Raw genomic sequence first — 13606 nt, forward strand, 5'->3', positions numbered from 1 at the left:
TATGACTGTAGGATTGGGTGAGAATAAAGTTAAAATTGTGTTAAAAACGAATATCGACGTGGTGGAGGCGTTGCAGATTAATAATTATGTACTAATTTTGTTGGTGTTCCATTATAAACTACTTCTTATTACTATATAATTATGAATAAGTTTATTTTATTCGTCGTAATTCTCTATACTCTGGTAGTGAAGGGGTATGCACAGCGCATCGAACCAAAGGAACCGGCTATGTTTGAAGTGCTTTTCACAAAACATGTGGTGAAAGATACTCTTGCCGAAGTCGAGGAACATCCGTGGCCCGATGCACAGATGGCCCTGCGTGTGGGTCGGACATCGGCCATGTTCTACCCGGTGCTTAGATTTTTTGCAGACTCACTCTCTTATTATAACAAGGACTTATATTGGCAGCTTGATAGAGCGAGATTCGAAGAAGAACTTAAGACCAAAATATGGAAGCCTATCGGCGGACTGGAGAAGGAATATGTTTTCAAGAACATGCCGGACGGCAAGTGGACAGTACTCAACTATTTCGATATGGAGCGCCGTGTCTATGAAGAGGATATAGAGACTCCTGTCTGGGAGATTACTGATTCCGTCAAGACTATTTTAGACTATGAGTGTCAGCTCGCGTTCACTGATTTCCGCGGACGCAGATGGTCGGCATGGTTCGCACCCGATATTCCTGTGTCCGAAGGTCCGTGGAAACTCAGCGGCCTGCCGGGTCTGATACTTGAAGCTCACGATGCCAAACGCCACTATGTCTTTACCGCCACGGGAATTGTGAAAGACAATCTTGGCGATGTGGGCATTTATATTTTCCGTGACTATTTCAAGACCACGCGCGACAAGTATCTCAACGACCGCTACAAATACATAACCGCTACCACGAGCATGGCCGACAAGATTGCAGCAAACTATGGAGTTAAGACTAATACCGAGAATACTCCTAAAAAAGCCAAGAGAACACCCTACGATTTCGAGGAGACAAATTATCCGCATTAGTTTTAGCCGGCCATACATAATATAATTATGTACTAATTTTGTTGGTGTTCCATGACAAACCACGACTTATTAATATGATTATGAACAAGTTTATTTTATTCGTCGTAATTCTCTTTACTCTGGCAGTGAAGGGGTATGCACAGCGCATCGAACTAAAGGAACCGGCTATGTTTGAAGTGCTTTTCACAAAACATGTGGTGAAAGATACTCTTGCCGAAGTCGAGGAACATCCGTGGCCCGATGCACAGATGGCCCTGCGTGTGGGTCGGACATCGGCCATGTTTTATCCGGTGCTTAAATTCTTTGAGGACTCAATCTCTTATTATAACAAGGATCTCTACTGGCAGTTGTTTAGAGCAAATTACGAAGAAGAACGTAGGACTAAAATATGGAAGCCTCTCGGCGGAAGGGAGTGGGAATACGTTTTCAAGAACATGCCGGACGGCAAGTGGACAGTAACCAACTACTTCGATATGGAGCACCGTGTCTATGAAGAGGATATAGAGACTCCGGTCTGGGAGATTACTGATTCCGTCAAGACTATTTTAAACTATGAGTGTCAGCTCGCGTTCACTGATTTCCGCGGACGCAGATGGTCGGCATGGTTCACTCCTGAGATTCCTGTGTCCGAAGGTCCGTGGAAACTCAGCGGCCTGCCGGGTCTGATACTTGAAGCCCACGATGCCAAACGCCACTATGTCTTTACCGCCACGGGGATTGTGAAAGACAATCTTGGCGAGGTTGGTATCTATATATTTATGGACTATTTCAAGACCACGCGCGACAAGTATCTCAACGACCGCTATAAATACATAACCGCTACCACAAGGGTGGCCGACAAGATAGCCACTACCTATGGGGTTAATAGGAAAACCGGAAATACTCCGAAAAAAGCCAAGAGAACACCCTACGATTTCGAAGAGACAAATTATCCGCATTAGTTTTAGCCGGTGAATAAAGAGCCCTATATATCTTAAAAATTCAACTATTGTTTTTAAATGCCCTCCAAATTTACACTTTTGTGTATTTCGCGGATGGATTCAACTATGTAATTTTGCCACTATGAAAAAACTCAGTGCTATATTACTGTTTCTCATGTTTATCGCGTCAGCCGTGTCGGCACAGGTGACTGTCACCGGCACTGTTGTTGACAAGGAGGATGGCTCGGCAATGGCCGGAGTCAGTGTCACGCTGCGCGATTCGCTCAATAAAATCAAAAGTTTCGCCACCACTGACGCTCAGGGCCGCTTTTCGATGAAGGCACGCACCATCGACGGGATGAAGGTCAAGGCTACATTCATGGGCTACGGCGAGCAGACCGTAACTCCTGTGGCCGACACACCTCTGCGCATCGTCATGGAGGCAGCTGCCTTTCAGCTCAAGGAAGTGGCGGTCAAGGCCGACCGCATACGCGAGCAGGGCGACACGATAACATATAATGTGGCATCCTTTGCCCAAAAGCAGGACCATACGATAGGCGATGTGCTCAAACGTATGCCCGGCATAGATGTCAACAGCAAGGGCAAGATACAGTATCAGGGCACTGACATCAACAAATTCTACATCGAGGGCAACGACCTGCTCGGCGGCCGTTATGGCGTGGCCACCAACGGCATAGCCCACGACGACATAAAATCGGTTGAAGTGATGGAAAACCATCAGCCGATGCAGGTGTTGCGCGGGCTTAGCTTCTCGGATCAGGCAGCCATCAACCTGAAGATGAAAAACAGTGCAAAAGCCACATTCATAGCCCACGGCACTCTTGCCGGCGGATGGTCCAACCAGCCGGAGGGTGCTCTGTGGAACGGTGAGATATTCACCATGATGGTGATGGGCAAATATCAGATGCTCACCACTTTCAAAGGTAACAATACGGGCCTTAACCTTTCCGGTCAGGTGTTTGACTTCCTGTCTGACCGTTCGAACGAAAATATTAGTGGCTACACTTCGGTCGGAGCGCCTTCAACCCCGAATCTCGCCAAGAAGCGCAGTTATTTCAACCGTTCGTGGATGGTCTCTTCGAGTCATCTGTGGAAAACGAAGAAGGGAGCAGACATACGTGTCCAGCTTGACTACGACAACGACCGCGTGACGGCTCAGGGAATGTCGGCCACCACATATTTCCTCGAATCAGGCGATAAAGTGGTTCTCGAGGACCGAAATTCGCTCAGTCACCGCAACGCTCTGAAAGGCAAATTCACCTTTGAGGCAAATGAAAAGACATATTTTCTCAACAACACGCTTTCGACCGATCTGTCGTGGAACGATTTGCGCCTCAACACCACCGGCACGCTTCCCAATGTACAGTCGACCCGCAATCCGGAGTATTCAGTGTCCAACAATCTTAAAATCATCAAGCGTTTCAGCAAAAATCGGCTTGTAACCTTCACGAGCCGTAATGAGTGGAATTCATTGCCTGAACATCTCACTGTCAGCCGTGACGGCGGTGATGATTACGGACAGCGCGTCAAGCAGTATTCGTTCTACACCGACGAGAGTGCCTCCTATGGCATCGTGCTTAACCGGGTACTTCTCTCGCTTGAAGGAGGTATCAACGGTTACTTCCGTCACCTTGACACAGATCTGTGGGGAGTCGAGCTTGAAGACATCACCGGTTCTGAAGGGCTGACGACGGACTATCTGCGCGTCTATGCCTCGCCTAAGTTTGAATGGAGTCACCGCAAGGTCGAACTGACCCTCAGACTTCCGGTCAACTTCTATACTTATTTCTTTTCAGGCGCTCTCGCTGACCGCAGCGAGTTTTTCATCTCTCCATCGCTATCGGCAAAATGGAAAATCACTCCCCGCATGAGTCTTACGCTCAGTGGTAGCGCGCGCCGGAGTCCCGCGTCGCTCCACAACATCCATGACTCATCGATTCTTACCGACTACCGCACGTTCCGCTCGGGCATCGACGACTACTATACTGCTTCCGGTCAGTCGGTCTCGTTGTCCTACACCTTCCGCAATACCCGCAGTGGGGTGTTTGTCAACGCAACGGGACGGTATTCATGGGACAAGTCGAAATTCGGCAGTGTCCAGAACATACTCGGTGATTATATATTCTATTCCTACAGGTCACAGCCGTCGTCATCGCGAAGAATGTTTGCGCTTGCCAATGTCAGCAAGACTCTTGATTTCATGCGCGGTGGCGTCGGAATCAACTCGAACTACAACCGCAATGAAAACAACATGTGGTCACAGGGACTCGCCACAAACTATATCAACGACTCATTCTCACTCGCTCCACATATCAACGGCAATATTTCGACATTTGTCAACTGGAATTTCCGCTTCACATGGCAGAAAGAATTTCTGAAAATATCGGAGATGCCGAGGCAGACGACTGACAACTTTATTTATTCAGGCAGTCTGACGGTCACTCCGTGTGGCCTTGTGACATTGACTGCCGGCGGTGAGTATTACCGCAACCAGATTGAGGCAGGTAACTACAAAAACATGTTCATGCTCGATTCGAAACTGACTTTCAACATCACCAAGCGCCTCGAACTCTCAGCCTCGCTGACCAATATCCTCAACCGCAAGGAGTATAGCTACACCTCCTTCGGCACACTCTCGCAATATGAATGCTCAAGCCGTCTGCGCGGACGCGAGTTCATGATTTCGGTCTATCTCAAAAAGTAAACCACGCGTTTGAAAAAACTCATAGTCCTTAAAATATAATTTTTGAACACCCTCTAAGATGAAAAAATTAGTCCTTTCTGCTATTATCGCCCTCACGGCCATGTCGGTCATGGCTGCCGACTATCCCAAAGCTCAGATTGCCGCCGTCTATGTCTACAAATATCTCACTCGCCATGCCGATGGCCACGATATGGAAAATACCGACAACATGATGCTCCTGGCCTCGCCGTCGGCATCACGTTTTTTCAGTATCAACAAGGAGCAGTATGATTCGCTGATGGCCACACCCGGAGGGAAGAAGAAATATAATCTGATGTTGCGCGAGGCCATGAAGGATGCGGTTGTCCGTGAAAACGATAGGGTGACCATCGACATGACGCGCGCCAAAATTCCGCTGGAGGGTTCGTCGATTCAGGTGGTACGTAAACCCGGTGAAGATACCCTTGAAGTCTACGGTTCGATATCTGACGAGGATTATATCTATCCAGTGGCTATGTCCGACCTTGTCTGGGAGATTGGCGATTCGGTCAGGACGATACTCGGCTACGAGTGCCAGCAGGCTGTGGCCGACTATCACGGCCGCAGGTGGACTGCATGGTTCGCTCCCGATGTGCCCGTAGCGTCAGGCCCGTGGCAGCTCATGGGGCTTCCGGGACTCATCATGGAAGCCGGGTGCGACGGCGGCGAATACAGCTTCACCATCACCGGTCTTGAGGCCACCGACCGCCCGATCACGCCACGTCCCGGCACTCGCGACCTGTTCAAGACCACGCGCAAACAATTTCTCGCCGAGAAGCGCGACCGGCAGCTGAACCCCGAAAAATATATGCCGGGGCTCACTATTGCCAACCGCGCCGAAGCGACCAAGGCAAGGATGGCCCACGACCTTATCGAGACTGACTATCGCTAAATGTCGTTGATATTGTATGATAAAAAACTTAACGTCGTATTTAACTATTTTGATATGAAACGGATTTTCTTGGTTCTGATGTTTATTTTGATGGTTCTGCTCTGCTTTGCCGCGAAGCGTCCCATGAGTCTTATGCGCGCCCACTACGTCTATGAGTGGAACAGCACTAAGCCTGACGACGGTTCGACCCGCCATCGGAAAGCCGATATGATACTTCAGATTGGTGAAAACGAATCACGCTTCTACTCGGTCAAGGACCAGTGGCTCGATTCTCTTACATCCACTCCCGAGGGGCGCAAACAGGAGCAGATGATGTTTGACCGTTTCATAGAGCGCTATACGAGTGGCGATAAGAGTGCCCGTCCGCCTCAGTATGATGTGAGGATTCAGGTGTTCAAGCATCATGCCAAGTCAAAGATGGATCTCTTTGCGGGAATCAGCATCGACAACTATACATATCCTGTCGGGATGAACGATATTCAGTGGGAAATCGGTGACTCGGTACGCACAATCTTAGGCTATGAGTGTCAGCAGGCCATAGCCGACTATCATGGACGCAGATGGATTGTGTGGTTTACACCGGATATTCCCATTGCTGAAGGCCCGTGGCAGCTCCACGGACTTCCCGGCCTTATATTCGAAGCAGTGACCGACGACGGTGACCACTCTTTTTCAATAAATGGCATAGGAGAGTGGTCGTCGCCGATAGAGCCTATCCCGGGAAATAAAAATTATATTAAGACTGACCGCATGTCGTATTTACGGTCACTGCACAAATCCTGCAGAGGAGGAGGTATCAATGAGTTCAATTTGCTTCAAATGCAATATGGCGAAAAGACTCTCCCTGAAGTGAAACGTGTGTTGAAACATGATTTTCTTGAAACGGACTATCATGAGAAGTGACAGTGGCCTTTTGCATTAGAGGTTGTGAAAAAATATTGTTAATTTTGAGGAGGGCACTTGATGATATTTTTTTGAGGCTGCCTGTATTAATCCGATTAATCAAAGTTACATTTGACAGACTATGAATTCAGCTGACTTTGGCCTTTTGATTCAGTTATGTAGCTCACTACATTCCTTCATCTTAAAGACTAAAGTCAGCTGAAAACTTACGGCTCAAAAATTAACAAGGAATTTTTAACGGCCTATTAGATTCTTATTTTTTTCACCTTGCCATTGATTCTTAAAAGATAGATACCTGTTGGAAGCTCAATTGATTTGGCATGGCCTTTGTGGAAAAGTTTTCCGTCAATACTGTATATTTCAACCGGATTATTGGTGTTGATGTTGACAATGTGTCCTGAAATAGTGATACTGTCATCTTCGGATTCAATATTTTCGATTCCGCTTTCTTCTGAAAGAGGATATATATTGTTAAAGATGCGCCAGTCGGGGTCTGCTTTGTATGACGACAGACTATTGGCCGGTACATAAACTTGGGCATTGATGTAAGTTTCGGCAGAGAAGCCACTTGAATAAATGAACGGAGGTGTTTGGGCTTTGGATATGATAACAGGATTGTTTTTATATTGCAGATTGCTGTAACAGAATGCGCAAGCTCCGATGGATTGTAATGTTGACGGCAATGAGATTTTAGATAAATATTTGTTGTAACAAGCCCAGCCTCCAATATCTGTTATACCCTCTGGAACTGTATACTCTGAATCTGCCTTAGCTTGGGGATAAGTTAGCATAGTTGCGGTTTTACGGTCATAGAGAACGCCTCCATCGGAAAAATACCTTGGATTGTCTTCATCAACTTCAATTTTTGTAAGGTTGCTGCATGTCGATTCGACAGCGTATTCTCCTAATGATGTGACACTTTTGGGAATATAGATTTCATTTATCAGGTATGATGCGAATACTCGTCCGCCGATGCCTGTGACATTAAAGGTCCTGTCACGGATTTCTATTGTTTCCGGGACAATCATCTTATATTCAGGATTTGTTACTTCTGAAATGGTCACATTTGGATATATTCCTGAATATGAGTATGTGCCGTCGTTTGCAGATACCCAATCATCGGTGTTGTCTCCTTCAACAATCATGCTGAATTTACCCCATTGTTCGTCAGTGGCGAATGCTTCTCGGGTTCCTTTCGGGACAAACAGCACTCCTTTTGAACGGTTAGTGCCTTCGAGAACACACCATGACACCGGTATGACATTAGGGTTATGCAACACGACCACAGTCAGATTCTCTGAGTAATTAAGCGCGTTAAGTCCGTAATAGCAGACTTTTTTCGGAATGTTTAGCTTGAACAATTTGGTGTTTCTTAGAGAATTGGCTCCGAGTCCGATGAGGCTCTCAGGCAGTATGATGGATACGATTCCTTTTTCATTAAACGCTCCGTCCGGAAGGATACCGCCTGAAATGTCGGCATTGGATAGGTCGATATGTTCGAGCATCGGCATTTCGTCGCGCATGAAAGCAATATCATTTTCGTCAATGTGACCTGAGACGGAAATATTATTGATATAGAGACGGTCTTCATTATCAGTCAGCTGCTGACTTAAGCTACCGGGGGTTTCTACGGTGAAGTGTCTTTGTTCTGTGATAAGATCTTCATCTGAACAAGCCATTAGGGTTACTGTATATTCCGGTTTTGATACAGATTGAAATAATATTCTGTCAGGGTCAATCTGAACCCTGTCAAGGTCCGGACCGACTTTGACAAAATGATGAGGCTTGTCTTCAGGCCATTTTATGGCAAGATTGTAGCCTGACGAATAGATGGGGTCGTATTGTCTTGATTCACCGTAAGTCCCTTCGCAATATCCCTCGAAAGGAATGTCATTATGGCCAAGTATATTGACGGTGATTTTGGATTTCATCACCTTATTGGATTTTACATTGCAATAGGTCTGTATTGATTGTAGAGATGAGACAGGAAGCCATGCGTCTTCTCCTTTTTCAAGAGTGATAAAACGTATGATATCCGAGTCTGATATGTCTGATGATACTCTAACGTTGTAGAATCGTTGATGCTGTCCGAAACCCCATCCGGGAGAGAGGTTTAGATTGTTTTCTTGATGGATTATTTCTTTGATTTCGCCGTCTTCGGAAATCAAAGCCAAAGCAAGAGACCCTCGGAATTTTTTTTCGGAAGAATACGACGTATTACCAATCCAATCGAAGAATGCGTTGAACGGTACGTCTTTCTGTACATTTTCAGTATCAATCTGCATGCCGAACTTGCCCTCCATTACTAACATGGAAGGTGTCGAGCCTAATTTGGCTGCATGGCAGTTAATAAACACAGGTAAGATAAAGCTTACCATAATCAAAGCAATTCTGTGCATAATGATGAATTTTAGAAATAATTAAAAAGTTGAACTGTGTAGGCAATTTGGTCTGATTGTTGGAGTCTGTTCTCTGAAAAAGCAACTAAAAAGCTAAGATAAAGGTCGTTCTATTGTTCTGAACTCTACGGGCAAAAATAATAAAATAAATTCAATTGCGCAAGCGACCTCTTTGCTTTTGATTTTTTCGTATTCCCGTTTGCAAGGTCTGTGGAAGTTTAGTAACTTTGCAGTGTGATCGACATAGCGCAACATATAGAATACTTACTCATGCACCACGAATGTGTAGTGGTGCCCGGTTTCGGTGCATTCATGCTCAACCATGAATCAGCGCGTTATGATGCCAAGACACAGCGTTTTCTCCCTCCTTCACGGACTCTCGGATTCAACCCAGAAGTCCGTCACAACGACGCTTTGCTGCTCGGAAGCATCTCGCGCCGTGAGGGTGTGAGCATTGAAAGTGCACGTATGACTCTTGATGCTTCGATTGCTTCGCTTCGCGGGCAGTTGCAGCATTGCGGAGAAGTGGCGATGGGACATCTCGGCGTTTTCACGTCGGGTGTTAATCCTGAATCGCCTGTGTTTAATCCGTCTGACGATTCTCTCGCAGTCCGTCGTTTCGAAGGATTGCAGCCGTTGGAGATAGTTCCTCTTGATTATGAGGAGAAAGTCGAGACTGCGACCGACGATGACGCAACAGTCAATAACGAGCCTGTGGTGATACCTTTCCCGTTAAAGATTGTCGCCTCGATTGTGGCTGTGATTGTCGGACTTGGCATTCTCTATTCGACAACAAGTCTCGTGAGCGGTCCTCGTGTGAATTTCGCATCGCTTGACACCGGCATAAGCTCGCGCATCGAGCGGGTGATTGATTCGACGGTCTCTGTCTCGCGTGAAATACTGCTTAACATCGCCATGCCCCCGGCGCAGAATGATGAGCCTGTGGCCGACAGTCGTGTGGCCGAGAGTGAACCGCTTGGACGCTACATCCTTGTGGTCGGCTCTTTCCCGACTGAGAAAGCAGCCCGGAGTCACATCGCGCAGTGCAAGGATGAGGCTATGGAGATTATCGAGATGGACGGTAACTATCGCGTCTATGTGGCATCGGCTTCCGACATAAATGAGGCTCAGTCTCTTGCAGCATCACTTTCGGAGAGTTATCCGAGTGTGTGGGTTTGTCGTCGCTAAGCTGTCTCACAGAGTTCGATTGCTATAATTCTATCCCCCCTCTTATACAAGATTTATTATGGATTTCCAGCAACTTCTCATCAACCGCAGAAGCATCCGTCGTTATACCGACGAAAAGATTGACCCGGAGCACGTAAAGCTCATCCTTGAGGCCGGTTTACTTTCGCCAACGTCAAAGAGTTCACGTGCGTGGCAGTTTGTCGTGGTCGAAGAACCCGACATGCTTTCACGGTTGGCCGACTGCAAGCCTGCAGGAGCGATGCCTGTGGCCAAGTGTCCGCTCGCGGTCGTGGTTGCGGTCGACACCACTGCTACTGATCCGTGGATTGAGGATGGTTCGGTGGCTGCATCGTTCATGATGCTTCAGGCTGCCTCGCTCGGTTTGGGTTCGTGCTGGATTCAGGTTCGCGGACGCTTCACGGCCGATAATATCCCTTCGGAAGAATATGTGCAGGAAGCACTCGGAATGCCTGAAACCTGCATCCCTGTCTGCATTCTCACATTCGGACACAAGGACGAGGAACGTAAGCCTCAGGATCTTGAAAAACTCAAATGGGAGAATGTCCATATCGGGAAATTCTAACAGATTCTTTATGATAAAACCTAAGATAGTAATGGTCGGAGCAGGGAATGTGGCCTCACATCTCGCTCCGGCTCTTTCTTTTTCAGGAGCATGTGAAGTGGTTCAGGTCTATAGCCGGCATATCGAATCGGCCTTGGCTCTCGCCGGCAGGATTCCCGGCGCGACGGCCACGGCTGATGTCGGAGCGGTCGTCCCCGATGCGGATATCTATCTGATTAGTGTGGCCGACGATGCCATCGCTCCGCTTGCCAAGGCTCTTCCCAAAAGTGATGCCCTCTATCTCCACACGTCCGGCTCTGTCGGCATGGAGGTTCTTGCAGGCCTTTCGGAGCGCTATGGGGTGTTTTATCCATTGCAGACATTCTCAAGGGATGTTGAGCTTGACATGGCTGAAGTTCCGCTTTTCGTCGAAGGGTCGACGGAAGAGGTCGAGTCTGAAATACGCGAATTTGCAGGGCGGTTGTTTCGCTCCGTGTATCATGCAGACAGTGATACACGCAAGAAGATGCACATCGCGGCGGTGTTTGGCTGCAACTTCACAAATTATCTCTGGACTCTTGCCTCCGAACAGCTCGCGCGCGACGGTCTGCCGTTTGAAGTCCTCAGACCGTTGCTTGAGGAGACTTTGCGCAAGGCGTTTGTCAATTCTCCCGCAGCTTCACAGACAGGACCGGCGGCGCGCGGAGACCGCCGGGTGATTGACGGACATTTATCGCTGCTTGACGGTCGCGAAAAAGAAATATACAGCTTATTGTCGGACTGCATAATGTCGCGCCACAAACAGGAAAAGTGATACATCGATAGGACAACGAACAAAACAGCACCGCATGCGTGATTCAGCGACATGCGGTGCTGTTTTGTTCGGTTCTATATACAGGCAGGGCTGCCCGGTATTATTGGTCGGTGGATTGTCTATCTACTTTATTTTGATGAATGCCGGCTGCCATGCTTTGAGGCTGACTGTTTTGCCTGTGGCCGGTAGCGGGAGAGCGGTGTCGGCATCGCTGAATATGATGCAGACCTGATTGCCGGTGGCTTTGTCAGTCTTTGTCACTACGAGGACATTGGTATCAGGTGTCGGAGAGACCGTGTAGAAACTCGATTCGCCGCGCCACATCGCAGGGTTGGCCTTACGGAAAGCCAATGCGTTGGCGATATAATCCTTAAGCGCTTTTTCTTGGGAATTGCGTGGCAAGAGGTGGCCGGTGGTGCGAGCGATATTGTCTTTCTGTGCTCCTTTCGAGTCGCGGCTCATGTCGGCATACTCGTCGCCATAGTAGAGAGTGATAGGTCCTGAGTAGGCTGCCAGAATGGCGTGGCGCGTCATCAGTTTCTGATAGAACAGAGGGTCAGCCGGATCGAAATGATCGGCCAGACGGTAGCCGTCGTGATTTGAAAGGAAAAGGTTTGGCATCACCGAGTCGTTGAGATATCCTCGCGAGGTGGGGGAGGAAAGCATGGTGATGACATCATTCCAGCCGTTTTCAAGTCCTTCGGAATCCAGTGCCTGCATCGGGCCGCTGATGCGTTCCTTTCCATCGAAATCGAATGCGCTTTTCAGGCCTCCGTCCTTGTAGACACCTTTATTGATGACATCAGCTGTGCCCCAGTCTTCGCCTACGAGATAGCCGAGCGTCCCCCAGCGTTCTCCGCGAGCCTTCCGCGATGCACTCACCGAGTCGACAGCCTCGCGGATTTCATTCCAGTAGTTGTGGCCACCTTGCATTGCCTGATAAGCTTGGTCGAGCCTCCATCCGTCGATGCCATATTTGTCGATATAGTATGTCGCGAGGTCTTTGAAATAGTCGAGTGACTGAGGATAGACCACGTTGCCTTTGCCACCGCTTTCGCCTCGGTCGCTGAAAACCCATTCCGATGTGATTTCATGTCCGTTGGGCGATTGGGTGTTTACTCCTCCGTGATGACCGAACACACCGTCGAGAATCACATGGATGCCTCTTTTGTGGGCTTCGTCAATCAGTTCGCGCAAATCGGCCTCAGTTCCGAAGTGCGGGTCGATTTTAAAGTAGTCGTTGGTGAAATAGCCCGTAGCCTGTAGTTTCTCACCTCCTTCAGCTGTCGAACTGTCAAAAACAGGAGTCATCCACAGGGCGTTAGCCCCGAGATTCTTGATGTGGTCGAGTGAATTTATGATGCCGCGGAGATTTCCGTTTTTAATCGCGTCGTCAGGTCCCCACATGGCCTTATAGCCGGGTGCACCGTCGGGCGAGTGCTGGAATGAGGCGACCATTACCTGATAGATTATCAATTCGCGCGGATCTTCAACCGGTTCGGAGGCATGCGCCCACTTCCCGCCGAACAGCGATGCCAGCAGGCTTAGAAACATCAGTTTTAACTTCATTGTCGGTTTTCTTAAAATTGGAAAGGTAAAAATAAATTAGTGTAAGTGATAATAGGTGTTTTATTCTTTATGCGTAAAGTTACTTGAAAAATACGAGATATGCAACACGCGCACCGGGAGATGGGCTGAAAAAATATACGCCTCTCTTGGATTGTTAAACTTTTCAGTTGTCAGTGGTGTTTAAGATATACGATTTGTCTCACGATTCAATTATTGAACTATACTTAACACACAATTAATAATAGGTTTAAATTTTTTAATTTGAAAGATTATGGATAAATATGTTTGCACTGTATGCGACTGGATTTATGATCCGGCAGTAGGAGACCCTGAGAATGGTATTGAGCCGGGTGTTGCATTTGCCGACCTTCCTGACGACTGGACTTGCCCTGAGTGTGGTGTCGGAAAAGATATGTTTGAACCATTGCCGGAATAATTGTCTTACACAGTAAACTGACAATAAAAAAATCAGTCCTTAACCCGGTTTTGCGGGACGAGGACTGATTTTTTGTGTTTCATAGTGAAACACTCTCCTGCCGGTTGTCGGCTATAGGTTTGCTATTTAACGTGAGTTCGATATAAGCAATAGACCATTCACCAATAAAACAATCAGC

At 47.7% G+C, this 13606-nt stretch carries 11 protein-coding genes; 9 read left to right on the forward strand and 2 right to left on the reverse strand.

Annotation, left to right across the window (positions count from 1 at the left end):
* Window positions 1-141 precede the first annotated feature (141 nt).
* The 5 genes from QZ311_RS09980 to QZ311_RS10000 all read left to right on the forward strand — a co-directional run bounded on the left by QZ311_RS09980 (window position 142) and on the right by QZ311_RS10000 (window position 6460).
* The gene (locus tag QZ311_RS09980; RefSeq protein WP_297067241.1) at window positions 142-1002 is read left to right on the forward strand and encodes a GLPGLI family protein; all 861 of its coding nucleotides are present in this window, start codon (window positions 142-144) and stop codon (window positions 1000-1002) included.
* 80 nt (window positions 1003-1082) lie between these two features.
* Window positions 1083-1943, forward strand: a complete 861-nt coding sequence (locus QZ311_RS09985) for a GLPGLI family protein (protein ID WP_297067243.1) — start codon at window positions 1083-1085, stop codon at window positions 1941-1943.
* A gap of 121 nt (window positions 1944-2064) precedes the next feature.
* The gene (locus tag QZ311_RS09990; protein ID WP_297067245.1) at window positions 2065-4647 is read left to right on the forward strand and encodes a TonB-dependent receptor; all 2583 of its coding nucleotides are present in this window, start codon (window positions 2065-2067) and stop codon (window positions 4645-4647) included.
* A 58-nt stretch (window positions 4648-4705) separates the two neighbouring features.
* Window positions 4706-5557 carry a GLPGLI family protein gene (locus QZ311_RS09995; RefSeq protein ID WP_297067247.1) on the forward strand — a complete coding sequence of 284 codons (852 nt, stop codon included), beginning with the start codon at window positions 4706-4708 and terminating at the stop codon, window positions 5555-5557.
* Between the two features lie 54 nt (window positions 5558-5611).
* Window positions 5612-6460 carry a GLPGLI family protein gene (locus QZ311_RS10000; protein ID WP_297067249.1) on the forward strand — a complete coding sequence of 283 codons (849 nt, stop codon included), beginning with the start codon at window positions 5612-5614 and terminating at the stop codon, window positions 6458-6460.
* A 245-nt stretch (window positions 6461-6705) separates the two neighbouring features.
* Here QZ311_RS10000 and QZ311_RS10005 read toward each other — a convergent pair whose 3' ends face one another.
* Entirely contained in the window at window positions 6706-8772 is a 2067-nt protein-coding gene (locus QZ311_RS10005) for a leucine-rich repeat protein (protein WP_297067250.1), read from the reverse strand.
* Between the two features lie 321 nt (window positions 8773-9093).
* Between QZ311_RS10005 and QZ311_RS10010 the strand changes: the two genes are divergently transcribed.
* Genes QZ311_RS10010 through QZ311_RS10020 form a run of 3 tightly spaced genes read left to right on the forward strand, consistent with a single transcriptional unit; the run spans window position 9094 to window position 11423 of the window.
* The gene (locus tag QZ311_RS10010) at window positions 9094-10047 is read left to right on the forward strand and encodes an SPOR domain-containing protein (protein WP_297067252.1); all 954 of its coding nucleotides are present in this window, start codon (window positions 9094-9096) and stop codon (window positions 10045-10047) included.
* 58 nt (window positions 10048-10105) lie between these two features.
* Complete coding sequence (locus QZ311_RS10015) at window positions 10106-10630, forward strand: nitroreductase family protein (RefSeq protein ID WP_297067253.1); 525 nt, start codon at window positions 10106-10108, stop codon at window positions 10628-10630.
* A 10-nt stretch (window positions 10631-10640) separates the two neighbouring features.
* Window positions 10641-11423, forward strand: coding sequence for a Rossmann-like and DUF2520 domain-containing protein (locus QZ311_RS10020; RefSeq protein ID WP_297067255.1), 783 nt, complete (start codon window positions 10641-10643; stop codon window positions 11421-11423).
* A 123-nt stretch (window positions 11424-11546) separates the two neighbouring features.
* Here QZ311_RS10020 and QZ311_RS10025 read toward each other — a convergent pair whose 3' ends face one another.
* Window positions 11547-12992: an alpha-amylase family glycosyl hydrolase gene (locus QZ311_RS10025; RefSeq protein ID WP_297067257.1), complete on the reverse strand. Its 1446-nt coding sequence runs from the start codon at window positions 12990-12992 to the stop codon at window positions 11547-11549.
* Between the two features lie 271 nt (window positions 12993-13263).
* Here QZ311_RS10025 and rd point away from each other — a divergent pair, with 271 nt between their 5' ends.
* A complete protein-coding gene (gene rd / locus QZ311_RS10030) occupies window positions 13264-13428 on the forward strand; it encodes a rubredoxin (protein ID WP_297067259.1) in 165 nt (54 codons plus the stop codon).
* Window positions 13429-13606 lie beyond the last annotated feature (178 nt).

This window comes from uncultured Duncaniella sp., from assembly GCF_910578445.1.
Taxonomy (GTDB): domain Bacteria; phylum Bacteroidota; class Bacteroidia; order Bacteroidales; family Muribaculaceae; genus Duncaniella.